The sequence below is a fragment of the Limosilactobacillus reuteri genome (assembly GCF_002254085.1).
GTDB classification, from domain to species: domain Bacteria; phylum Bacillota; class Bacilli; order Lactobacillales; family Lactobacillaceae; genus Limosilactobacillus; species Limosilactobacillus reuteri_K.
On record NZ_NGPY01000066.1, the window covers coordinates 18,111 to 42,163 of the forward strand.

Here is a 24,053-nt window from a genome sequence, read left to right on the forward strand (position 1 = left end):
GAGGTGAAGGAGTCGTGCCTAATAGCATTGTAGAAATTAAGAAGAAGCTAGATGAACGGATTGGCGAGCATGTTTTAGTAAAAGCGCAAGCTGGACGTAAACGTATTACCACCCATCACGGTATTCTAAGTAAGACTTATCCTGCAGTATTTGTTATTCATTTGAATGATGAACAAGGAACATTGGATCGAGTTTCCTATAGTTATACTGATTTGTTAACACGAAATATTTCAATTGCCTTCGATGAAGCAGAATAAGCTGATAAAAATTAAAATTCATATTTATAAAATAATAGGAGTGAGTAAAAAATACCTTTCAACTGGAAGGCAGTTTTTACCCACTCCTTTTGCTTTAAGAATAGTTAGGAAACAGTAGTTGCATGGATTATAGTTCCGTTAGTATAATTTAACTAACTAAATTATTACAGATAAGGAGGGTTGCCGGATGATAGTTACAGAAAAAGCACCAGCAAAATTGAATTTGAGTTTAGATACGCCGATGCGATATTTTGATGGTTCTCCTCAATGGAATATGGTAATGGTTTCGGCAGACCTGGCTGATTATGTAACTGTTGAGACCCACCGACACCCGACAACAATTAGAGTTTATACAAATAGTGGCTTTTTGCCTAATGACCAACGTAATCTAGCATACCAAGCAGCTCATATTTTACGCAGTCGTTTTCATTGTAAAGATGGCGTTACAATTCGGATTAAGAAGCAAATTCCGGTTGCGGCCGGATTAGGTGGTGGCTCTTCGGATGCAGCGGCAGTTTTACGAGCATTAAATAGTATTTGGCGGTTGGACTTGAGTTTATCAGAGCTAGCAAAAATCGCATTAACAATTGATTCTGATGTACCATATTGTATATATAACAAATTAGCTCACGTTACTGGGCATGGTGAAAAGATTGAATTATTACCACCACAGCCTCACTATTGGGCCGTGATTGCAAAACAAAAGATCAGTGTTTCCACACCGCAAATTTTACGGCAAATTAATTATGAAAAGCTTCATCATCTTAACAATGAAGCTTTACTTGCAAATCTAAAGGAAGAGGATTGGCAAGAAGCGACAAAATATATGGGAAATGTTTTAGAGCCTTTAACGATGAAGTTTTATCCAGAAATCGGTCGTTTGAAGAATAAGATGAAAGAATTGGGGGCCGATGTTGCACAGATGAGTGGAACGGGACCAACTGTCTTCGCAATCTGTCATACAGAATCGCGAGCAAAGCGGATTCAAAATAGTATTCGCGGATTTTGTCGCGACGTTCATGTTGTAACTTTGCTTTGATTATATTTAAGGACAAGAGATAGGAAGTGGGAAATAATCTCCTCGACAAGGCGGTGGACTAAGCTAGAACGATGGGCACGGGCTGATTAGCGTTCGTACTTAGCCTCGAGCCTTGTGATTATTTTCCACGTTATCTTGCTATTGTTCGTGAAAACAGTTGAGGCTGAGAGAAAACTTTGTTTTCTCTCAGCCTCTTGTCCTTTTTATTTTTATAGTTGCAATCTAGCATAAAGTTCGATATTATATTCATTGCTCTAAATAGTAATGATTACGATTAAAAAAGAGGGAAAGAATGAAAAAATATATTATCGGTATTAGTAGTATTATTGCCTTGTTAGTTATAATTCTTGGTTTATCCTTTGTTCCGTGGAAATCGATGGGGAAAAGTCAAAAGCCAATTAGAGTGGTAACTGGGTTGAATTTCTATGGTGAAGTAGCACAAAAAGTAGCGGGTGATCATGGCCAAGTAATTTCGTTTATTGATAATGCGTCGGTTGATCCTCATGATTACCAACCCAATACTAAGCAAGCCCAGCAAGTTGCTAAAGCCAATGTAGTAATTGAGAATGGTCTCGGCTATGATAGCTGGGTAAACAAACTTGTTAAATCAAGTAGTAATCGTAACAAAATTAAGATAATTGATGTGGCATCTTTAACCGGCAAGAAAGATGGCGACAATGAGCATATTTGGTACGCACCTGAGACGGTCGAAAAGTTAGCAAATGATCTTGCAACTCAATATGGTAAAATTGATCCGCAACATGCTAAGGATTACCAAAGAAATGCACGCAAATATTTAGCTTCTCTTCAACCGCTTAATGAAGAAATTGCGAAAGTAAAGCGCCAGGTAAATCCTAATAATAATCGCGTTGCAGTCAGTGAACCAGTTTTTGATTATGCCTTAAAAAATGCTGGTTATCAAATTATGGACAAGCATTTTGAAAAAGCAGTTGAAGATGGGAATGATCCATCGCCAAAAGATATTGAAGAAATTCAACAAGCAATCATTAATCACCAAATTGCCTTCTTTGTTGATAATTCACAGACAAGTGATAAAGTTGTTGATAATTTAGTTAAACTTGCCCATGAACATGATGTGCCAGTATTAAAGGTAACGGAAACAAAGCCGAATGGGGATGACTATATGCAGTGGATGCTCAAGCAATACCAAGCATTGTCTCGCATTCAACAAAAGGAGAATTAAGAAGATAATGGCAGTTGTATCAGTTGATGATTTAACGATCGCTTACGGAAACCATACTGTAATCGATCATTTAAGCTTCTCCATTAATGAAGGGGATTTTCTCGTCGTAGTTGGTGAAAATGGGGTCGGAAAAACGACTCTTGTTCGCTCGATGCTTGGTTTTTTAAAACCGAAAAGCGGGACAATAACTATTCCGCAAAGTACACGCCTTGGCTACGTTCCTCAGTTTCGTAATATTGATGAGGAATACCCACTATCTATTCGCGATTTTGTTGCTTTAAATACTAAACCACGCCTTTTACCATGGCTAACTAAAAGCGAACGAAACCGCGTTGAACAGATGATTCGGGAAAATAACCTAACAAAGATTGCTGAGCGGCCCCTTGGTTTAGCATCAGGTGGTGAGAAACAACGAGCATATCTTGCTCAGGCATTATTACCTAATCCTAACCTCCTTATTCTGGATGAATCGACTGCGAGTCTGGATAATGAAATGAAGTATGAATTGCTAGATCTTGTAACCCGTTTTCAACAAAATGGTTTAAGCGTAATGTTTATTACTCATGATTGGGATTTAGCAGAACAATATGGGACCCGTTTCTTGTACCTTTCTCCCGGTTCTTATTCCACTGGGCCAATTAATGAGTTACCCAGTCCGATAAAGGGGGATAAAAAATAATGTTAACTTTAAGTTTTATGCGTCATGCATTTATCGCTAGTACGTTTATTGCGATTATTTGTGGGATTATTGGAGTCTTTGTCGTTGCACGAAATTTATCATTTTTAACACATACCTTGTCTGAAATTGGGTTTGCTGGTGGTGCTTTTGCCGTTTTTGCTGGATGGCCAGCACTAAATGGAATGATTTTGTTTACCATGTTAAGTTCAGTTATTGTTGGACAAATGAGTATAAAAGAATCACGACGAGAAGCCGTTATTAGTGCTGTTTCGGCACTATTCATTGGCTTAGGGATCCTTTTCTTATCTTTGAGCAGTCAGTCAGCTAGCTCAGCAACGAGTATTTTATTTGGTAGTGTAGTTGGAATTAGTTTGAATGAGGTCTGGCAGCTTGTCTACCTTTCCATTCTTGTTTTGATCATCTTGTTGTTGATGTATCGCCGCCTTAAATTTGACTCCTTTGATGCGATTGGTGCGCAAGTCAGTGGGATAAATCAAACAGTGATTTCTGTTGTTTTTCTTTTACTGCTTGCTCTAAGTGTTAGTGTCGCTGCTCAGATTGTCGGTTCTTTGCTAATTTTTATTCTCCTAACGTTACCTGCTGCTAGCGCTAAATACTTTACGCATGGCGTCGCGCGGATGATTATTTTAGCAATTTTATTTTCATTGTTAGGAACATGGCTCGGTCTCTTTCTTGGTTATTTGACAGACTGGCCAGTCAGCTTCTTTATCGCAGTAATTGAAGTTGTTATTTATGCTGTAGCTTTGATTTATAGTAAATTTATTGAATCAAATTGATTTTATTAAAGAGAGCTGTGGCATCTGGTAGGTTAAAACAGTATAGTAGAATAATGACCTTCATCGCCCGGTAAAGCCGAACGTTGGAGGTCTATTTTTATTTGCGGGAGCTCTTAGAGGTTAGTTTTGCGTCGAAAAATGAAGATGCGAGAGATTTCTCCCGTGCGCCATTTTTTTCTCAGTAAATGCTAAATTTTTGCCGAAAAGCCGAACATTTTATGTTAAAATCAATGTTAATTAATCCTTTTTGAAAGGCAGAGAAAGAACATGAAAATTAGACGGAGTAACCGATTGGTGGACATGACACGTTACTTGCTTGAACATCCGCGATCATTAGTATCGTTGAAGTTTTTCGGAGAACGTTACGACTCAGCTAAGTCATCAATCAGTGAAGATTTAGGGATTGTTAAACATACCTTCCAAACTTGGGGACAAGGACGATTAGAGACAATTCCTGGTGCAAGTGGTGGGGCAGTATTAACACCATTTTATTCTAAAGAAAATGCTCAAGCGGCCATTAATAACTTGGTTGACCGAGTTAATGATGATTCACGTTTGTTACCAGGTGGCTATGTTTACTTATCGGATTTAATCGGCCAACCGGAAATCTTACGGCAGATTGGTAAGTTAATCGCTACTCAATATGTTGATGCTGATGTTGATGTTATTATGACAGTTGAGACTAAAGGAATTCCGATTGCGCAAAGCGTTGCGATGTATATGAATAAACCATTCGTTATTGTTCGTAATAGTTCGCACATTACTGAAGGACCCACTGTAAGTGTTAATTATGTTTCTGGCTCCGTTCAACGGATAAAGAAGATGGAATTGTCCCGTCGTACATTATCAGCTGGGGCGAATGTCTTGGTTGTTGACGACTTTATGAAGGGCGGCGGCACAATTAACGGGATGAAATCTTTGATTAAAGAATTTGATGCTAACTTGGTTGGAATCACTGTCTTTGCAGAAGGGCGTCCAGTAAACGGACAACGGTTAGTCGATAACTGTACTTCACTAATCAAAGTGGAAACTAAAGATGGCACGGAGAAGAAAATTGCAGCACAAGCAGGAAGCTTCATGGAAAACGTGTTTGATAAGAAAGTAGAGAATTAGGAAATGACAAAACGTAATGCAATTATTTTAGCTGCTGGTAAAGGTACACGGATGCGCTCAAAGTTATACAAAGTTTTACACCAAGTTTGTGGTAAGACAATGGTTGAGCATGTTTTAACCCAATTGGAAAAGGCCAAGATTGATAATATTATTACGATTGTTGGTTTTGGGGCAGAGACAGTTGAACAACAATTGGGACACCGCACTAAGTATGCTCTTCAGGAACAACAACTTGGAACTGGGCATGCCGTAATGCAAACGAAAGACCTTCTTGCAAATGAAGATGGTGAAACTATTATTGTTAGCGGTGATACTCCATTATTTACCGCTGAGACTTTTGAAAAGCTCTTCGAATATCACGAACAACGGCATGCGGCAGCCACTATTTTAACTTCTATCGCTCCTGACCCAACTGGTTATGGTCGGATAGTTCGAAATGATGTTGGAATCGTTGAACGCATTGTCGAACAAAAAGATGCCACTGTTCAAGAACAGGCAATTAAGGAAATTAATACTGGGGTTTATTGTTTTGATAACAAGAAACTATTTGCAGCCCTTAGCAAGATTACGAATGATAATGCGCAGGGTGAGTATTATTTAACTGATGTTATTGGCATCTTAAAACAAGAAAATGAGATTGTAACAGCCTACAAGATGGATAACTTTGATGAATCAATGGGGGTAAATGACCGAGTTGCTCTTGCACGCGCAAACAAGGTAATGCGTAACCGGATTAATACTCATTGGATGCGTGAAGGGGTTTCAATGATTGATCCTGAAACAACTTATATTGATGCTGATGTTAAGATTGGTCGTGATACCGTTATTGAAGGCGGCGTTGTAATCAAGGGTCATACAGAAATTGGTAACGATTGTTATATCGGTGCTGGTTCACGGATCACTGATTCCAAGATTCATGATGGGGTTAAAATTATTTCTTCTACCCTTCAAGAAGCAGAAATGCACAATGGCAGTGATATTGGTCCTAATAGCCATCTCCGTCCAGAAGCCGAAATTGGCGAAAATGTTCACATTGGTAACTTCTGCGAGGTCAAAAAGGCTTACATTGGTGAAGGAACAAAGGTTGGGCACTTGACTTATATCGGTAACGCTACTTTAGGTAAGAATATTAATGTTGGCTGTGGTGTAGTCTTTGTTAACTACGATGGGACAAATAAGCACCATACCAATGTTGGTGACCATGCCTTTATCGGTAGTAACAGTAACTTAGTGGCTCCAGTTAATATTGCTAAAGATTCATTTGTGGCTGCAGGTTCGACCATCACAGATAGTACGGAACAATATGATATGGCAATTGCGCGGGCACGGCAGGTTAATAAAGAAAATTATGCTAAGAAGCTCCCGTGGTAACTTGCTTTTTGCCTCACTAATTTATATTATGTAAGTGGTAGTAGTATAACTTTTATTAATCAGCGGAGGACCTAATGACACAGCAATATTTTGATCAAAATTTAAAAATCTTTGCGTTAAATTCAAACCGTCCCTTAGCAGAAAAGATTGCTAAGCATGTCGGTGTTGATTTAGGAAAATTATCTGTTAATCGTTTTAGTGATGGTGAGATCCAAATTAATATTGAGGAAAGTGTGCGGGGAGACAATGTTTATGTCATCCAGTCGACTTCTGCCCCAGTTAATGACAACTTAATGGAGTTGTTAATTATGGTGGATGCGCTTCGCCGTGCTAGTGCCAAGACGATTAATGTGGTGATGCCATACTATGGTTATGCCCGTCAAGACCGGAAAGCACGGAGCCGTGAACCAATTACTGCTAAGTTAGTTGCTAATATGTTGCAGAATTCCGGTGTTGATCGGATTATTGCACTTGATCTTCATGCCGCACAAATTCAAGGGTTCTTTGATATCCCTGTCGATCATTTGATGGGTGCTCCTCTTTTAGCAGAGTATTTTATCAACCAGGGTGTTGCTGAAAATGCAGTTGTTATTTCTCCTGATCATGGTGGAGTAACACGGGCACGAGCACTTGCTGAGTTCTTAAAGTCGCCAATTGCGATTATTGATAAACGGCGTCCACGGGCGAACGTTGCTCAAATCATGAATATTATTGGGGACGTTAAGGGTAAGAAGTGTATTATGATTGATGACATGATTGATACTGCGGGAACTATTAGTTTAGGTTCGCAAGCATTGATAGATGCAGGAGCAGAAGAAGTCTACGCATCATGTACTCATGCGGTATTATCTGGCCCAGCAATTGAACGTTTACGTAATGCACCGCTTAAAGAAGTGGTTGTGACGGACTCAATCCAATTACCAAAGGAAAAACAAATCGATAAAATCAAGCAGGTATCAGTTGCGCCACTAATTGGGGATGCAATCAAACGGATTAACGAAAATCGTCCTGTTAGTCCATTATTTAAGCAAGTATTCCAAAGTGCACAATTGGAAAAGTAATAATACTTAAGTAAACTGAATTTAGTAAATAAAGTGAGGTCGGAAGGAAAATAGTTTCGTTTTCTTTCGGCTTTTCTTGTTTCCCATTTCTGTGTTTAAAAGAAGATAAAGATTTAGGAAAGACAAACAGTCATTATCAATTCATGTTATAATACGATGTGAAATAAGGAGGAGAAAAATGACAACAATTAAGTTTTTCAAAAAAGCAATGGTTGGAACAGCGGCAGTCGCTACTGTCTTTGCCCTAGCTGGTTGTGGTAAACAATCTGCGTCAAGTAGTGATACGAGTTCTTCCAGCACATCATCGTCTGTCCGTTCTTCCGAAAGTAAAGCTTCAAAGGCTTATCGTACAGCTAATAAGCTTATCCAAAATCATGATTATGAAGGAGCATATGAACAATTAAGCCAATTAAACGATCATAATGCTCAAACGGAAGCACTTGCTGATGATTTACAAAGCTATATGGATGCCCAAAAAGCATATGAAAATGGCGATTATGATGGTGCTAAGAACAATTTGAAATCACAAAAGTCTACTAGTCCGGCAATGCGCAATGCATACGCTGACTTACAAAGTAAAGTAAGTTCTGCACAAGGTTCTACTAGTTCTCAAACTTCATCATCTACTAATAGCAAGCAAACAATTAAGCAGTCCAGTTCTACAAGTGCAGCAACCCAACAATCATCCTCTGCTGCTAACCAGGCTGCATTCGATGCAACTAGTGATAATGTAGTACAACAATTTGCTAACAAGATGGGCTTTAGTGGCTCCCAAGGTTACCAAATTATGCCAACTGGTAAGACTGGTAATGTTTATAAATTTGAAGTACGTCAAAACAATAGCGATAACACTGTTGCTAACTTAATCGGTATTTACCAATACAATAGCCAAACTGGAGCGGTAACAAAGATCGCTTAATATATAAAAGATGACAAAAAATAAAAGCAGGAGGTGTAACTTTTTCGAAAGTACGCTTCTTGCTTTTTATCTCTGTTTTACTTAAGAACATATTCTTCAATCGCTTTGCCAACTCCATCATGATTATTATCAGCGGTTGTTACGTCAGCGATCTTTAAGGTGCCAGGAATTGAGTTTCCCATTGCTACTCCCAAGCCAGCAAATTCGATCATTGAATCATCGTTTTGCGCGTTACCGAGAGCCATTACTTCTTCTTTTTTAATTCCTAGTTCTTTACTAAGTAATTGAAGGGCATTTCCTTTACTTGCTTGTTTATTCATGAATTCCAAATAAAAGTCTTCGCTGCGGACAATTGAAAAGCGATCACGCATTTCTGCCGGAAGCTCTGTCCATGCTTTGTCAATTTGTTCTTTAGTATCAACCATCATTGCTTTGGCGATAACGTATTGATCTTGCATTTTGGAAAGTTCTTCAAAGGTGCGGTAACGGATTGGCATACTTACAAGATCTGACTCGTAGACGGTATATGGACTTAGATCTCGATTAATTGTGTAGATGTAATTTCGCGTTTCAATTTGGGATTTGACGCCTTCTTTAATACAATAAGTTTGCCAGTCGGCATAGTCATTGAAAGACATAGTGTAGTTTACCAAGACGTTGCCACTAGTTGATTGGGCCAGGGCACCGTTGAAACTAATAACAAATTCGTTATCTGAATCATTTAAGCCCAATTGGTCAAGGTATGCTTTTACGCCAGTCATTGGGCGGCCAGTGCATAAGACGATCTTTACTCCTTGTGCGCTGGCTTTTTTTATTGCGGCAACAGTTTGTGGTGTGATTTTACGCTGGTCATTGATTAATGTTCCGTCGATATCGATTGCGACTAATTTAATTGGCATTATTTTTGCTCCTTTGGGTTAATAATATGATTATTCTTGATATAGCTTTGGAATTCTTCATAGATTGGTTCGAAAATTTCAATATTGTTTCGCGTTTCAAGCATCTCTTTTGGGAAAAAGAACCGTTGATCTCCGGCTTCTCGTCCGGATACGCTAGCGACTAAGGTACTAACTTGGGATAACTCAATAAAATCGCCATTAGGTTGGAGAAGCTCGATTTGCGTTTGGGTATTAGAGTCTTGTGGATGATAAGTATCATATGGGAGTTTAAAGCTATCGTTAACTGCGGTGTAGTACTGGCTATTAAATCCAGCAGTTTGGATGAGTTTGCGCAAAGTTGGTAAAAGTTTTTGTGTATTTTGATCATAAATAACTGATTTAAATGGACGGCGGTTAAGAAAACGACTAGCAAGGTCACTTAAAATATCATCACGAGAATGGGTCCAATGAATAAAATAAGTGGTTAAAACACCATCGTCAAGCGCCAAATAGTCATCCAAGGTGAACTTACCATTAAAAAATGGCATCAGCATATGAGGGGTGAAGTCAGGTTCAAAGTCATTTGGGTGCTGGTAAATATGTTTTGCCCGCATCAAGAGGTGGTCCAAGATAACTTCCATTGAACGGGAAACGGGATGGAAGTAGACTTGCAGATACATCTGAAGTCGGCTGATAATGTAATCTTCTACCGCATGCATCCCCGAAATTTCAAAGGCAATCCCTCTCTTAACCGGTCGCATAACATGAAGAACACGATCAAGATCAAACTTTCCGTAGTTTGTTCCTGTGTAATACGCGTCTCGCTGTAAGTAGTCCATCCGGTCCGCATCAACCTGACTTGAAATTATTTGAACTACTTGAGGATTTTCATAAGTATGATCGATTACACTTGCAACTTGATGGGGGAAGTCAGGCGAAACCCGTTGTAATATCTTGTTGATATTAGTACTACTATCAGTGATCAACTGGCGTGTAATTTGCTCATGGTTTGTATGGAAAATATGTTCAAATGTGTGGGAATAAGGCCCATGCCCTAAATCATGGAGGAGGGCTGCACATAAAGCAACCGGTCGTTCATGATCATCCCATAGGCCATCGCCAGGTTGCTGACTAGGATAGTTTCGTTGAAAATAGTTACACATTTGGCGGGTAATTTCATAGACTCCTAAGCAATGGCCAAAGCGGGAATGCTCGGCACCATGAAAGGTAAATGAGGATGTTCCTAGTTGCTTGATTCGTCGTAATCGTTGAAACTCAGGAGTATTAATTAAGTCCATAATAATTTGATTATCGACAATAATTTGTCCGTGAATTGGATCCCGAAAAACCTTTTCACGGCGAAGTTTTTCATCATAAAAGTGATTCATATTAATCTTCTTTCTCTAAACGTTCTTGTAAACGTTCCATGCTGATTAGTTCTTTATTGAGGGTTGATATAAAATTAGGTGACCATATTAAGTTATTGAGGCTGTCAGGAGTAGTAATTTGAACGACTGATTGGATTCGCTGAATTGCATCGTGAACGCTTAATTGCGTATTAAGCACTTTAGAAACAGTCGTCATCGCCCCCGGCCAAACATCTGGAAAATGCCACTTGTTTTGATTTTGCTGCAATCCTGTATCGTAGAAGTCACGAATTAACTTACCCCGATCTTGTTGATTACCACCGACGCTTAAGTAAAGCATTACTGTAACGCCTAATTTGTTTCGGCGTTGAGAGATTCCGCCGATCTTTTGGCTGTTAACACTGATGTCAAAACTTCCTGGACAGTACGAATGAGTGATTTCCCCAGTAGCGATTGCTAGGTTAGGGAAAGCTGCCTGAATTAGGTCAACCATCCGCTGGTATGCTTCATCAATAGTTAATTCATGGTCTTCAAGGTGCCAGGGATAGAAAATTGACAGATTTAAAATACCGTCGTCGCTCACAACTGCCAATCCCCCTGAATTACGCATGAAATAGTGGAAACCATGGTGCGTAAGTGTAGTAAGGGCAGTTGATAAATGCGGCAAGCGTTGATCTTTTAATCCTAAAATAACCGTATCTTCTAATGTCCAAAAATGAAGAAGGGGGAATTTAAGGTCGTTGGTTGAACGTAACAAAGCGTTGGTATAGATGAAAGACGAAAGATTATCTGCGGGAGATAAGGGTTGAATAAACTGTTGAAAACATTGATTCTTAAAATTAGGCATCGTACTTCTTCTTTTCTGTGAAATAATATATCTATATTATACAAGAACTCGTGAGAACATGGACGTTTCACGGGGTATTTATTAGTAAAAAGAGTATAATAATGACGATGAAAAAAGTGAAAGGAGGAGGTTATTATCAAAAGTGTAATTCCTGTCCATGTGGATCTCTCAACGATCATTGATCAGAATGGACAGCAAGAAAAATTTACCTTTACTGAAGAAGGTACTTTTGTTGAAATGAATGGCAAGTATTATTTACGGTACATTGAACACCAAGATGGTCAAGAAACGCCGGTACAAATTAAATTTGAAGATGAACTGATTCGCTTAAGAAGGCGTGGAAATGTCGAAACAAACCTATTTTTAGACCCAACACAAGAAACCATCATGCGGTATCAAACAGAATACGGCATGATTAAAATTGATGTATTAACAGAAAGTTTGGAAAAAGACGTTGATGTAAAGACCCCGGCTGGTCACTTTTCTGTTAAGTATCAACTAAAACAAGCGGGACAATTAATAGGGAGTTACCAACTAGAATTGCAATTTGCTGCTTAATATTGTATGATGTAGTTTAGACTTTTTGAAGGGATGTGCACCAATTTGGATTTAAAGGTTTTTGACGGTCAGGACAAATCAGAACTTTCAATGATTGAAGTCGCACACGCTATTTTAGCTCACCATGGAGAAGCAATGGCGTTTGTTGATTTGACCAACGAGGTTCAGCAATATCTGGGTAAGAGTGATGAGGAAATTCGTGAACGTCTTGCACAGTTCTATACTGACTTAAATGTTGATGGCAGTTTTATTTCCCTTGGTGACAACACCTGGGGTCTGCGTGCTTGGTACCCATTCGAATCTATCGATGAAGCCACAGTTGGTGAAAACGAAGAAGATGAAGAGGATGATCGTCCAAAGAAGAAGCGGCGTAAAGTCAATGCCTTCCTCGCAGACACCGATGACGATGACGATGTAATTGACTATGACAATGATGATCCTGAAGATGAAGATCTTGATACTGATGATGATGCCGATTCTGAGGATGATTATGATGACGACACTGATGACTTCAGTGACGACGATGATGATCTTGATGATGGTATTGAAGGTCAGCTATCAGAATTACATGATGAAGAAGATGAAGACGAGGATGACGAATAATTTTCAACTTTGTGCTTGACTATTATTTGTTGACCCTGTATTATCTTTATTGGGCGCCTGTAAAGACAGGCCAATAAGTTCGTAGATAAATAAGCTCCCTGTTTCAGTGTTTTATTTGAAATAGGGAGTTTTTTCTATTATCACACCCGCAAATATAAAAAAGGAGTAGACAACAATGACGAAATACATTTTTGTAACCGGTGGAGTTGTATCATCATTAGGAAAGGGAATCGTTGCTGCCTCTTTAGGACGATTATTAAAAAATCGAGGCCTAAAGATTGCGATCCAAAAATTCGATCCTTACATCAATGTGGATCCCGGTACGATGAGTCCATACCAACACGGTGAAGTTTTTGTGACTGATGACGGCACAGAAACTGATTTGGACCTTGGTCATTATGAACGTTTTATCGATAATGATCTCAATAAATATTCAAATGTTACAACGGGTAAAATCTACTCTGAAGTTCTTCGTAAGGAACGCCGTGGGGATTACCTTGGTGGGACAGTCCAAGTTATTCCACATATCACTAATGCCATTAAGGATAAGATTAAGCGCGCTGGTGAAAGTACCGATGCTGAAGTTGTAATTACCGAAATTGGTGGTACAGTTGGGGATATTGAATCACAACCATTCATGGAAGCTATTCGCCAAATGAAAGAAGAGGTGGGCAGTGATAATGTATTGTACATCCACACTACCTTAGTACCATATCTTCGCGCTGCTGGTGAAATGAAGACTAAGCCAACTCAACACAGTGTTCGCGAATTACGTGGTTTAGGAATCCAACCTAACATTTTGGTGGTTCGAACAGAGCAACCAATTACTGATGATATGCGGAAGAAGATTGCCTTATTCTGTGATGTTGATCCTAAAGCCGTTGTTGAATCAATGGATGTTCATACTCTTTACGAAATTCCGTTAAACTTACAAAAGCAAGGTATGGATCAATTGGTTGTCGACCACTTTGGTTTAGATGTACCAGAAGCTGACATGACAGAATGGACAGAAATGGTAAATCATATCGAACATGACTTAACTAAGACCGTTAAGATTGCGATGGTTGGTAAGTATACTGACTTACAGGATGCTTATATTTCAGTTAATGAATCATTACGGCATGCTGGTTATCCTGTAAATGCGAAGGTAAAGATTGACCACTTTAATGCTGAAAACATTACTCCAGAAAATGTTGAAGAGACCTTGAAAGATTACGATGGGATTCTTGTTCCTGGTGGTTTTGGAAACCGGGGAGTAGAAGGAATGATCACTGCAATTAAGTATGCTCGGGAAAATGATGTTCCTTACCTCGGTATTTGCTTAGGGATGCAAACAGCATGTATTGAATTTGCACGAGATGTATTAGGTTACACTGATGCAAACTCAACTGAATTTGATCCAAATACTAAACACAATATTATTGACTTGATGGCAGACCAAGCAGACATTGAAGATATGGGAGGAACACAACGGCTTGGTGCATATCCATGTAAGCTTAAGCCAGGAACAGTTGCTGCAGCGGCTTACGGTAACCAATCAATGATCAGTGAACGTCACCGTCACCGTTATGAATTTAACAACGACTACCGTCAAGAAATGGAAAACCATGGCTTGGTTATCTCTGGGGTGAATCCAGATCGGAATTTAGTTGAAGTAGTTGAAATTCCTGATAAAAAGTTCTTCGTGGCTGCTCAGTACCACCCAGAATTTAAGTCACGTCCTAATCACCCAGAAGGATTATTTGCTGCATTTGTGAAAGCAGCCGCTGAGGACAAATAAAAATTTAAAGTGTATAATATATTTAATACAAGAGATGGGGGCAAGAATGTCACTTCTCTTGTTTTTTATATTAGTAAAATTGTTAAATTTTAAGTTAAAGATGCTAATTTTTGACCTGACCTTATGATTTTTTTTAAGATTGTTTATAAAAGGTTGTAATTCTCTTGATATTTCATTATCATTACAGTTGACTGTTTTGTAACTGAAATAATCATTAACTTAGCTTAAATGAAAAACAGACTAAAATTTTTAAGTGAGGAAACGCAGAAATGAAGAAAATGATCATTCAAGGAGGAAACCGTCTTTCTGGCGAAGTCACGATCGGTGGTGCCAAAAATAGTACAGTGGCATTAATTCCAGCTGCTATTCTTGCGGATACCCCTGTAGAGTTTGACACGGTTCCAGATATCTTGGATGTTCACAATCTGATGATTATTTTGGAGTCAATGAATGTAAAGTCCGAGTTTAGTCACGGAGTTTTAGATATTGATCCAACACAAATCGTAGAAGCTGAACTTCCAAGCAAGGCAATTAAAAGTCTTCGGGCTTCCTATTATTTTATGGGTGCATTATTAGGTCGTTTCCATCGCGCGACATTAACATTTCCGGGAGGCGATAATATCGGCCCCCGCCCAATTGACCAACACTTAAAAGCATTTAAAGCACTTGGAGCAACCGTTAGCGAAGAAAAAGGTACTGTTCATTTAGATGCGCCGAATGGCTTACATGGGTCTCGGATCTTTTTAGATATGGTATCAGTTGGTGCAACGATTAATGCTATCTTAGCAGCTGTTCGCGCTGAAGGAACAACGATTATTGAAAATGCAGCTCGTGAGCCAGAAATTATCGACTTGGCAACATTCTTAAATAATATGGGCGCCAAAATTCGCGGGACTGGAACCGATACGATCCGTATCACTGGAGTAAAGGCCCTTCAGTCAATGAATACTCATACAATTATTGCTGATCGGATTGAAGCAGGAACATACCTATCATTGGCCGCAACGCTTGGTGATGGCGTTATGATCCATAATGTTATTCCTGAACACTTAGAATCATTTACAAGTAAAATGATTGAAATGGGTGTTGACCTACAAATTGATAGCGATAAGATTTATGTACCAAAATCCAGCAATTTACATCCAGTTACGGTTAAGACGATGCCATTCCCTGGCTTTGCTACTGACTTACAACAACCGCTTACCCCGTTGATGTCGCTTGCTGATGGTGATAGTACGATTGTTGATACTATTTATCCAAAGCGTGTAAAACATATTTCCCAATTACAAAAAATGGGGATGAAGATTGAAGCGCATGATGGGATGATCGTCGTTAAACATACAGAAAAGCTTCATGGCGCAGAGGTCTCGGCAGGTGAGATTCGTGCCGGAGCAGCTTTAACAATTGCTGGTTTAATGGCAGATGGACAGACTGTAATTAATAATGCCGGAAATATTTTACGGGGTTACGATCGGATTGTCTGGAAGCTTAATCGCCTTCACGCCAATGTTTCTATTGAGGACGATTCTTCAGTAAAAATCGGTTAGAAGTTGCGTACTTCTTTAAATCGTGGTATCCTGTTAAAGTTGATTATCTATGTTTCAGGCAATGATTCATGGCAAAAGGAGCGTAATAAATTATGAAACAAGGAATTCATCCAGATTATCATCCAGTAGTTTTTGAAGATTCATCTACTGGTTACAAGTTTCTCTCTGGCTCAACAGCCACTTCAAGTGAAACTGTTAAGTGGGAAGACGGTAATGAATACCCATTAATCCGGGTTGAAGTTACTTCAGACTCACACCCATTCTACACTGGTAAGCAAAAGTTTACTCAAGCCGACGGTGCTGTCGACAAGTTCAACAAGAAGTACGGTCTCAAGTAATCGAACTTCTTATTATTCAAAAAAAGCCGGGAAAAGCGAAAGTTTTTCCCGGCTTTTTTGAATTAAGGCCAATAAATCATTATTAATGTTATTTTGCGTCTTTAAGTATTGATCTTTCTCTGCGTATAATATTGATAATTGAGAAAGTGGGGCTACCTATGCATGAAAAAATTATTAATCGAATAATTGCCTTGCATCGTTATTCTTTTGTTAGGATAACCCGGCAGACATTAATTATGATTTTTCCCATTGTTTTTATTGGAACGATGGCAAAGATGATGTTGAAAACTATTTTTAAACCAGATGGATTTATTTATAATATTGCTTTTCTTGATGTAATACCACAGAACGTGTTGCGGATTATTCAATTTATGTTAACTAGCATTAGTCAATTAACCTTAGGGATTCTAGGAATTTATACTGTTTATATGGCAGCAAAATTTACGGCGAAAAGGTATCGGCGAGACGGTAAATTTGCCGGAATAACCGCTATTTTGACCCTTTTACTAATGTCTTATCGTTATGGCAAGTCGTCCCCGCAATTTTCTCTTAGCTTTTATCAACGGCTCCTTAGTGGCAATAGTTTGTTAATTGTTTTAATTCTTGGATATGGAGTCGGCCAGCTTTACCGGTGGTTAACTCCACCAAAAGACGGTGATAATACCAATGCGTTGCCGTTATTGCAAGAACGATCATTTAGTTCAATGCTGCCAATGACAATTAGTCTGATTTTTGGGGTAACGGTTGCTCTTTTTTTAAATTCCAACACAATTTATCATGCTTGGTCAACAAGTTATTCCACGTTAGTTACGACTGCCCAAGAACATCGGCAATTATGGCTGACGTTATTAGCTACGATGGGGCTAACAATATTTGATTGGTTAGGATTAGGTGTTCCATACACTTCGATGGCGTTAACTTCTGGAGATTCATTTACTGCTAACTTGAACTATGCGCTTACTCATGGAACTCCGTGGAATGTGCCGTATGAGTTTTTAGGCAGTTCTCTTTATAATTCATTTGCTAACTTTGGGGGTGACGGCTTGATTCTTGCTTTGATAGTTGCCATTCTGTTAACCTCTAATGGCTCTTATATGCATCGTGTTGCGCGGTGGACGGCCTTACCAACATTATTTAATTTTAATTATGCAACAATGATTGGTTTACCGGTTGTATTTAATCCGTTATTTCTTATTCCGTTTGTCTTCTTACCGATTGTAAATATTCTCCTTGCCAGTTTAGCGATTACGATTCACTTAATACCTTCAACGCCTTACCCGGTTTTGCAGGGGACACCAGGACCGCTTATTAGTTTTTTGGGAACAAATGGTAATTGGGGAATCTTGATTTTTACCTTGGTATTGCTTTTAATCGATATCGCTACCTATATCCCCTTTGTAAAAATGGCCTTAGTCGTTGAAAATCGCTTAACATTAGCAGAACAGGACGTGATCAGTCATGAAAAAAATGACTAAATCAATTCTCCACACTCGTTTAGTATTGATTGGCCTAATATTGATCTTAGTCCTAATGGCAATTCCAGCATATTTTTGGATGAAAGATACAAATAAATATTTAGCTGCCAAACATAATTCAAGAATGTCGCCGATAATTATGGTTCCTGGAAGCTCAGCAACACAAAACCGCTTTAATCCGCTTATTCGTAAACTTAACGAAGATAGCCCTAAAAAACATAGTGTGTTGCGATTAGAAGTAATGAACAGCGGTAAAATCGTTTCGCAAGGATGGATAAATCGCGGCGATAACGAGCCGATTATCGTGATTGGCTTTGAGAATAATCACGATGGTTATCAAAATATAAAGAAACAAGCACAAATGGTTAACCAGGCTTTTGAACGATTGACGGAAGAGTATAACTTTAATAACTTTAAGGCGTTTGGTCATTCCAATGGGGGTCTAGTATGGACTTATTGGTTGGAACATTACTACTCTGAGTATAAAGATGCGATTACAATTAAAAGGCTAATGACATTGGGAACGCCATACAACTTTGCGGAATCTTCTGTTAGCCATCCGACGCAAATGTTTTCTGATTTTGTAAAGTATCGGAGTCGGATTCCTAAAAACCTATTAGTTTATTCGGTCGCGGGGACAGAAACTTATACATCCGATGGCCTCGTCCCAGAAGGAAGCGTGGATGCTGGTAAGTACATTTACCAAAAACAAGTTGCCCATTATACGAGTATGACGGTTACGGGAAAAGATGCTCAGCACTCTAGCTTGCCGCAAAATAAGCAGATTGTACGGTTGATTGAAGAGTATCTGCTTGATCCAAATGATAACGGTAATCCTAATTCGCAAAATAAGCAGGGGGCTACTCAAAATTAATTAAGCAGGTTATACTAAGTTCATAATAAAAAGTAAGGAGTTCAATATCGTGAAAAAAGATAAAAAGCGATCATTTGAATGGTTACGGTGGACAGCGGTTGTTATACTGTTATTGGTATCAGTTGTCCTAATTTTTAACCAGCAGATTAAGTCTTACTTAGTAGGGAGTTATAAACCTGAGATTACTCGGCAAACGGTTCAAAGCAACCAAAAGAAAAAAGCGACCTATGATTTTCAAAGTGTCAAAGATCTTAACTTGCAAACGGCTGCTAAGGCTCGTGCAAATAAGCAATCGATTAATACCATTGGGGCAATTACGGTTCCGGCTATTAATATGACGATTCCAATTGCTAATGGGGTTGATAATACAACTCTTGCGTTAGCAGCAGGAACCCTTCGTCCAGACATGGAGATGGGGGAAGGTAACTATGCGTTAGCTGGTCATAATATGGCTCATGGGAGTAAAATCCTCTTTTCCCCATTGTATTATCATGCTAAGATGGGGCAGATGATTTATATCACCAACATGGATCGCGTTTATGAATATAAGATTTATCAACGTGAATTCATTGCGGCGACCCGGGTTGATGTGGTAGACAATACGCCGGAAAAGATTATTACTTTGATTACTTGTGATGCTACCGGGGCTAATCGGTTGATGATTCGCGGTAAATTTGTTAAATCAGAACCATTTACGCAAGCACCACAAAATGTGCAAAAGAATTTTAGCGAAAAATATACGACAGGTCGTTAAAGGGAAGTGGGAAATAATCTCCTCGACAAGGCGGTGGGCTAAGCTAGAGCGGTGATTAGCACGGCACGGGCTGATTATCGTTCGTACTTAGACTCGAGCCTTGTGGTTATTTTCCACGTTATCTTTCTATTGTTCATAAAAGTAGTTGAGGCTGAGAGAAAAAGTTTTCTTCCAGCCTCCTTTTTTGTTTGCAAATTTTTAGCGATATTTGTAATCCATTCCAAATTAAGAAAAACACAATGACGATAAAAAATAGCCAAATTAAAATAAATTTTAAGTAAACAGATGAGCGAACGGACAAGAATGCCACCGTTTGCTCATTTTTTTGCCGTGAATAAATTTCTTGACTCTTTTTCAGGAACCGCATAAGAAAGAGATACATTGAATTTAAGGAGATGCAGTAATGGAAAAACGCGAACAAAAGAATGTTTTATGGTTTGATGAATTGCATCGCTCTGACGTTAATCTCGTTGGTGGGAAGTCCTCTTCATTAGGTGAAATGACTTCTGCAATGAAAATTCCAGTTCCATATGGCTTTGCGACGACAACTCACGCTTATCGTCAATTTATGGCAGAAACGGGATTAAACAACCAAATTAATAAATTATTAGCTGAAATTAATGACTATGAAAATGCTGATGAACTTCATCGGGTTTGCTCACGTATTCGGCAGATGATTGTCGAAGCACCGATGCCAAGTGAGATCGCTATGACAATCAAAAAAGCTTATGCAGCCTTATCAGAAAAAATGGGTGAAACTGAACCATTTGTAGCAATTAGGTCAAGTGCTACCGCTGAAGATTTACCAAATGCTTCTTTTGCGGGGCAGCAAGAATCGTATTTGAACGTGCGTGGTGCTGAAATGGTATTAGCAAAGGTTCAAGAATGTTATGCTTCCTTGTTTACCGATCGGGCAACCTATTACCGGCATAAGCAACATTTTCCTCATGAAAAAGTGGCTTTATCGGCGGCCGTTCAGATGATGGTTTTCTCAAAAGCTTCCGGAGTTATGTTTTCAGTTAACGTGGCGAACGGAAATGACGCTCAAATTGTTATTGATACGATTTGGGGATTAGGTGAATACATTGTTTTAGGAAAAGTAACACCGGATCATTTTGTGATTAATAAAAATAACCTTCAAGTAGTAGAACGTTCGGTAGTTCCGAAGGCAATTGAATTGTGTCAAACCCCTGGTGGCGGAGTGCATGAAGAACCAGTGCCAGCAGACCGGGCAATCCGGCCAGCGCTAACTGAAGACCAAATTTATGAATTAGCAGGATACGCAAAGGAAATTGAAAAGCACTATGGCTGTTACATGGATATGGAATTTGCGTTAGACGCACGAACAGATCGATTATGGCTAGTGCAAGCGCGTCCCGAAACAGTTTGGTCAAATAAAAATAATAAGCAAGCAACAAAGGAGTCCACTGTCTCAATGAACAAAACCGAAAAAATATTGATCAAAGGGTTACCAGCAAGTCCAGGCGTTTCCACTGGAAAGGTGCACGTAATTGCGGATCCTAAAGATATTGATGAATTTGAAGAAGGAGAAATATTAGTAACGTTGATGACTTCGCCTGACTGGGTTCCGGCAATGAAGAAAGCAGCAGCAATCATCACCGATAATGGTGGAATGACCTGCCATGCCGCAATTGTTTCTCGTGAAATGCAGATCCCATGTATCGTTGGCACCAAGAGCTGTGGGCAAGCAGTTACTGAAATGTTGCAAGATGGCGCACAAGTAACTGTTGATGCTAAAAATGGGGTCGTTTATCAAGGCGATCTCGCAGAACAATTTAACAGCGAAAAAGAGACAACGGAATGTCACCATGTAGAATATTATGCGCCGACTGCAACCAGGGTCATGATGAATTTAGGCGATCCAGAACTAGCAGAAAAATATGCAGAACTTCCTGTTGATGGCATCGGCTTAATGCGAGAAGAATTTCTTTGGACGACTTATATTCATGACCATCCCCTCTACTTAATTGAAACTGGTCATCCTGAAAAAGTTGTTGATATGTTAGCAGATGGGATTGCTAAAGTGGCCCGGGCGATTGCTCCACGGCCGATGGTTTTACGTTTTTCTGATTTTAAGTCGGGAGAATACCGTAATTTAACAGGCGGCGATAAATATGAGCCCCATGAACCTGCCGACTTATTGGGATGGCGCGGCGCTTCTCGGTACTATGATCCTAAATATATCGAAGCTTTTAAGTTAGAACTTGCGGCGGTAAAAAAGGTGCGTCAAGAATTCCGGTTAAAGAACCTCAATGTAATGATTCCGTTTGTCCGCACCGTTGCCGAAGCTGATAAAGTTACAAAATTAATGGCAGCTGCCGGGTTACACCGTGGTCCAGATTTTAAGGTATACATGATGGCTGAGATTCCAAGTAATATCATCTTGGCGGATCAGTTTAATAAATATGTTGATGGTTATTCGATTGGGTCCAATGATTTAGCAATGCTTATTTTAGGTTGTGATCGGAATAATGATACAGTGGCCCACCTCTTTGATGAGCGTAATCTTGCAGTAAAGCGGGCAATTAGCCACCTTATTAAGACTGCTCACCAAGATAACAAGACGGTTTCAATATGTGGGCAAGCACCATCTGAATATCCTGAATTAGCATCTTTCTTAATTCAACAAGGGATTGATTATATTTCAGTTAATCCAGATATGGTTAAAGAAACAAAACAGAACGTGGCAAGGATTGAACAGCGCATAATCCTGGATAACGCGACTGGTAAGAGACGACAAGCTGTGGAAAGTTATGCATGGTAGAAAGGATTGAATAAAATGCAAATTTTTGTTGATATTAATGCTTCTGAAAATGGTAATGGTTCACAAGAGTTTCCGTTTAAGTACATCCAGCAAGCGGCAGATATCGCTCAACCAGGGGATTATGTCCAAGTGATGCCGGGTGAATATCATGAAGAAGTTCATCCGCAATATTCCGGTACTAGTGATAAGCCGATTATTTATGCGTCTGCTGAGCAAAATCAGGCAATCATTACAGGTGCTGACCGTGTTACTAGCTGGCAGCATGTTGCTGGTCCGGTATGGCAATTAAAACTCCCTAATGCCGAATTTGGTGACTATAATCCATACAACGTTTTAGTTGATCAAACCTTTAATCATGCCGGTGAAATCTTCCTGAATAATAAAGCAATGTATGAGGTTGATCAGTTAGCAAAAGTTGAAACACCAAGCGAAAATAAACTTTCACGTGACCGGAAATTTACCTGTTATACCTGGTATACCGAACAGTTGCCAGCAGAAGATTCAACGGTAATCTATGCGAACTTTCAAGTGCAAAATCCTAATGATGAACATGTTGAACTGACTTTCCGGGAGACGTGTTTCTACCCAGAAAAAGCAGGACTCAATCACCTTATTCTATCGGGCTTTACAATGACGAAGGCTGCTTGTCGGTGGGCATCTTCGCAATATAATAAGGGGATTATTGGTACTAATCGTGGTCAAGGATGGAAGATTGCCAAGTGTGACATTTCTCACGCTAAGTGTTCCGGGATATCCCTTGGTCGAAATATTGTTCCAACCATTGACGATGATAAGGTTTATCCACATCGGATTAAGAACAACACGATTCATGATTGCGGGCAGACCGGAATTATCGGTGTTGAAGGTAACCCATCGCCGATTATTGAACACAATAGTATTTACAACATTAACGTCCGCCAAAACCTTGTCAGTGATGATGTCAGTGCGATCAATCTTTCGCCAGCGATTGGGGCTAAGATTTTACGCAACTGCATTCATGATTGCACACGCGGAATATGGCTTGGTGGCAAGGTTGAAGATACCCAAATTTCACGGAATGTGTTCTACAACAATTCACTGCCAGATTCATTTGAAGTCACGAACGAGAATCGGGAGGACTTAGTAGCGGCTCTAGGTGAAGATATTGAAATTAAGGATTCGATGGGTGTGACCTTGATTGATAACAATTTCTTATTGTCAGATTGTGCACTTAAGCTCGAATCTAAGGGCGTCCTTCTCGTTCATAACTTAATTAATGGCAGTGTGGAATGGTTAAGCAATACGAATGTTGCTGAAAATGATCCTTACTACCACCGCCTTTACCAACAAAATGCGCCAGAAAGTGCTCCTTACGATTCTTCCTGTTTCTATAACAATGTCTTTATCCGGAAGAACCTCCGGAGTGAAATGGCAAAATTAATTGCATTTGCCCACGAACAGGCAAGTGAACAACCAATTGATAATCATATTAGCGATGATAATGCTGCTTATGTTGGCCTAGCCAGTGGACAACGAAGCTATATTCCAGCTAATAAAGCCGGAAATATCTTTATGAATGATGAGCAAGAAGACGTTAAGGTCGGCATCGATTCAAATGAAGATGGAGTATTTCTTGATAGTAATATTTGCGACTACTTGAACGAAGATACCAGTCGGGTGATCGCAGTTGGTGCTACTCCCGAGACCGCCCGTGATTTTGATACAGATTTCTTGGGGAACCATCGTGAAGGAATTAGTGTAACAGCTGGACCTTTTGATGCAAAAGAAGAATATAGTCGACGCTTATTTAGACTACTGTTTTAAGGAG

22 protein-coding genes are annotated in these 24,053 nt (G+C 39.4%); 19 read left to right on the forward strand and 3 right to left on the reverse strand.

Annotated elements, in window-relative coordinates; translation table 11 throughout:
• Positions 1-14: 14 nt before the first annotated feature.
• From CBG10_RS09145 to CBG10_RS09185, 9 genes are all read left to right on the forward strand, one after another.
• Positions 15-257, forward strand: coding sequence for a Veg family protein (locus tag CBG10_RS09145; protein WP_003665581.1), 243 nt, complete (start codon positions 15-17; stop codon positions 255-257).
• A gap of 187 nt (positions 258-444) precedes the next feature.
• On the forward strand, positions 445-1,296 hold the full coding sequence (ispE, locus tag CBG10_RS09150) for a 4-(cytidine 5'-diphospho)-2-C-methyl-D-erythritol kinase (protein WP_094501085.1): 852 nt from the start codon (positions 445-447) through the stop codon (positions 1,294-1,296).
• 292 nt (positions 1,297-1,588) lie between these two features.
• Entirely contained in the window at positions 1,589-2,500 is a 912-nt protein-coding gene (locus tag CBG10_RS09155) for a metal ABC transporter solute-binding protein, Zn/Mn family (protein WP_094501087.1), read from the forward strand.
• Between the two features lie 7 nt (positions 2,501-2,507).
• Positions 2,508-3,179, forward strand: coding sequence for a metal ABC transporter ATP-binding protein (locus tag CBG10_RS09160; RefSeq protein WP_094501089.1), 672 nt, complete (start codon positions 2,508-2,510; stop codon positions 3,177-3,179).
• Positions 3,179-3,976 (forward strand): metal ABC transporter permease, encoded by a 798-nt coding sequence (locus CBG10_RS09165; protein WP_019252319.1) that lies wholly within the window; start codon positions 3,179-3,181, stop codon positions 3,974-3,976. The genes CBG10_RS09160 and CBG10_RS09165 overlap by 1 nt, the downstream gene beginning before the upstream one ends.
• A 267-nt stretch (positions 3,977-4,243) precedes the next feature.
• Positions 4,244-5,089, forward strand: coding sequence for a pur operon repressor (gene purR / locus CBG10_RS09170; RefSeq protein WP_003674595.1), 846 nt, complete (start codon positions 4,244-4,246; stop codon positions 5,087-5,089).
• Positions 5,090-5,092: 3 nt separating this feature from the next.
• Positions 5,093-6,460, forward strand: a complete 1,368-nt coding sequence (gene glmU, locus CBG10_RS09175) for a bifunctional UDP-N-acetylglucosamine diphosphorylase/glucosamine-1-phosphate N-acetyltransferase GlmU (protein ID WP_003665587.1) — start codon at positions 5,093-5,095, stop codon at positions 6,458-6,460.
• A 74-nt stretch (positions 6,461-6,534) separates the two neighbouring features.
• Entirely contained in the window at positions 6,535-7,521 is a 987-nt protein-coding gene (locus tag CBG10_RS09180; RefSeq protein ID WP_003665588.1) for a ribose-phosphate diphosphokinase, read from the forward strand.
• Positions 7,522-7,699: 178 nt separating this feature from the next.
• Positions 7,700-8,440, forward strand: coding sequence for a hypothetical protein (locus CBG10_RS09185; RefSeq protein ID WP_094501091.1), 741 nt, complete (start codon positions 7,700-7,702; stop codon positions 8,438-8,440).
• Positions 8,441-8,517: 77 nt separating this feature from the next.
• On the opposite strand, the gene yidA is transcribed toward CBG10_RS09185, so the two are convergent.
• From yidA to CBG10_RS09200, 3 genes are read right to left on the reverse strand one after another with little or no spacing between them, the layout of a single operon-like run.
• Positions 8,518-9,339 (reverse strand): sugar-phosphatase, encoded by an 822-nt coding sequence (gene yidA / locus CBG10_RS09190; protein ID WP_019252321.1) that lies wholly within the window; start codon positions 9,337-9,339, stop codon positions 8,518-8,520.
• Positions 9,339-10,706 (reverse strand): HD domain-containing protein, encoded by a 1,368-nt coding sequence (locus CBG10_RS09195; protein ID WP_094501093.1) that lies wholly within the window; start codon positions 10,704-10,706, stop codon positions 9,339-9,341. The genes yidA and CBG10_RS09195 overlap by 1 nt, the downstream gene beginning before the upstream one ends.
• A 1-nt stretch (position 10,707) precedes the next feature.
• Positions 10,708-11,532, reverse strand: a complete 825-nt coding sequence (locus CBG10_RS09200; protein ID WP_094512411.1) for a lipoate--protein ligase family protein — start codon at positions 11,530-11,532, stop codon at positions 10,708-10,710.
• 159 nt (positions 11,533-11,691) lie between these two features.
• On the opposite strand from CBG10_RS09200, the gene CBG10_RS09205 reads away from it, so the two are divergent.
• The 10 genes from CBG10_RS09205 (at position 11,692) to CBG10_RS09255 (ending at position 24,049) form a co-directional block, all read left to right on the forward strand.
• A complete protein-coding gene (locus CBG10_RS09205) occupies positions 11,692-12,090 on the forward strand; it encodes a YwiB family protein (RefSeq protein ID WP_003674607.1) in 399 nt (132 codons plus the stop codon).
• A 45-nt stretch (positions 12,091-12,135) separates the two neighbouring features.
• Entirely contained in the window at positions 12,136-12,693 is a 558-nt protein-coding gene (gene rpoE, locus CBG10_RS09210) for a DNA-directed RNA polymerase subunit delta (RefSeq protein WP_003674609.1), read from the forward strand.
• A gap of 175 nt (positions 12,694-12,868) precedes the next feature.
• Positions 12,869-14,473, forward strand: coding sequence for a CTP synthase (locus CBG10_RS09215; protein WP_094501097.1), 1,605 nt, complete (start codon positions 12,869-12,871; stop codon positions 14,471-14,473).
• Positions 14,474-14,742: 269 nt separating this feature from the next.
• Positions 14,743-16,020 (forward strand): UDP-N-acetylglucosamine 1-carboxyvinyltransferase, encoded by a 1,278-nt coding sequence (locus tag CBG10_RS09220; protein WP_094512413.1) that lies wholly within the window; start codon positions 14,743-14,745, stop codon positions 16,018-16,020.
• 92 nt (positions 16,021-16,112) lie between these two features.
• Positions 16,113-16,358, forward strand: a complete 246-nt coding sequence (locus tag CBG10_RS09225) for a type B 50S ribosomal protein L31 (RefSeq protein WP_003665599.1) — start codon at positions 16,113-16,115, stop codon at positions 16,356-16,358.
• A 158-nt stretch (positions 16,359-16,516) separates the two neighbouring features.
• Positions 16,517-17,833, forward strand: a complete 1,317-nt coding sequence (locus CBG10_RS09230) for a PTS transporter subunit EIIC (RefSeq protein ID WP_094512414.1) — start codon at positions 16,517-16,519, stop codon at positions 17,831-17,833.
• Positions 17,817-18,707: an alpha/beta hydrolase gene (locus CBG10_RS09235; protein WP_094501103.1), complete on the forward strand. Its 891-nt coding sequence runs from the start codon at positions 17,817-17,819 to the stop codon at positions 18,705-18,707. Before CBG10_RS09230 ends, CBG10_RS09235 begins: the two co-directional genes overlap by 17 nt.
• Positions 18,708-18,756: 49 nt before the next feature.
• A complete protein-coding gene (locus CBG10_RS09240) occupies positions 18,757-19,461 on the forward strand; it encodes a class A sortase (RefSeq protein WP_094512416.1) in 705 nt (234 codons plus the stop codon).
• 403 nt (positions 19,462-19,864) lie between these two features.
• Positions 19,865-22,246, forward strand: a complete 2,382-nt coding sequence (ppsA, locus tag CBG10_RS09250; RefSeq protein ID WP_094512418.1) for a phosphoenolpyruvate synthase — start codon at positions 19,865-19,867, stop codon at positions 22,244-22,246.
• A 15-nt stretch (positions 22,247-22,261) separates the two neighbouring features.
• Positions 22,262-24,049, forward strand: a complete 1,788-nt coding sequence (locus CBG10_RS09255; RefSeq protein ID WP_094512420.1) for a right-handed parallel beta-helix repeat-containing protein — start codon at positions 22,262-22,264, stop codon at positions 24,047-24,049.
• Positions 24,050-24,053: the final 4 nt, after the last annotated feature.

Coding starts and splice junctions, on each gene's coding strand:
- yidA (WP_019252321.1), bottom strand. CDS start 9,339: ATGCCAATTAAATTAGTCGCAATCGATATCGACGGAACATTAATCAAT.
- CBG10_RS09215 (WP_094501097.1), top strand. CDS start 12,869: ATGACGAAATACATTTTTGTAACCGGTGGAGTTGTATCATCATTAGGA.
- CBG10_RS09230 (WP_094512414.1), top strand. CDS start 16,517: ATGCATGAAAAAATTATTAATCGAATAATTGCCTTGCATCGTTATTCT.
- ispE (WP_094501085.1), top strand. CDS start 445: ATGATAGTTACAGAAAAAGCACCAGCAAAATTGAATTTGAGTTTAGAT.
- CBG10_RS09255 (WP_094512420.1), top strand. CDS start 22,262: ATGCAAATTTTTGTTGATATTAATGCTTCTGAAAATGGTAATGGTTCA.
- purR (WP_003674595.1), top strand. CDS start 4,244: ATGAAAATTAGACGGAGTAACCGATTGGTGGACATGACACGTTACTTG.
- CBG10_RS09155 (WP_094501087.1), top strand. CDS start 1,589: ATGAAAAAATATATTATCGGTATTAGTAGTATTATTGCCTTGTTAGTT.
- glmU (WP_003665587.1), top strand. CDS start 5,093: ATGACAAAACGTAATGCAATTATTTTAGCTGCTGGTAAAGGTACACGG.
- CBG10_RS09165 (WP_019252319.1), top strand. CDS start 3,179: ATGTTAACTTTAAGTTTTATGCGTCATGCATTTATCGCTAGTACGTTT.
- CBG10_RS09180 (WP_003665588.1), top strand. CDS start 6,535: ATGACACAGCAATATTTTGATCAAAATTTAAAAATCTTTGCGTTAAAT.
- CBG10_RS09225 (WP_003665599.1), top strand. CDS start 16,113: ATGAAACAAGGAATTCATCCAGATTATCATCCAGTAGTTTTTGAAGAT.
- CBG10_RS09195 (WP_094501093.1), bottom strand. CDS start 10,706: ATGAATCACTTTTATGATGAAAAACTTCGCCGTGAAAAGGTTTTTCGG.
- CBG10_RS09160 (WP_094501089.1), top strand. CDS start 2,508: ATGGCAGTTGTATCAGTTGATGATTTAACGATCGCTTACGGAAACCAT.
- CBG10_RS09200 (WP_094512411.1), bottom strand. CDS start 11,532: ATGCCTAATTTTAAGAATCAATGTTTTCAACAGTTTATTCAACCCTTA.
- ppsA (WP_094512418.1), top strand. CDS start 19,865: ATGGAAAAACGCGAACAAAAGAATGTTTTATGGTTTGATGAATTGCAT.
- CBG10_RS09235 (WP_094501103.1), top strand. CDS start 17,817: ATGAAAAAAATGACTAAATCAATTCTCCACACTCGTTTAGTATTGATT.
- CBG10_RS09220 (WP_094512413.1), top strand. CDS start 14,743: ATGAAGAAAATGATCATTCAAGGAGGAAACCGTCTTTCTGGCGAAGTC.
- CBG10_RS09185 (WP_094501091.1), top strand. CDS start 7,700: ATGACAACAATTAAGTTTTTCAAAAAAGCAATGGTTGGAACAGCGGCA.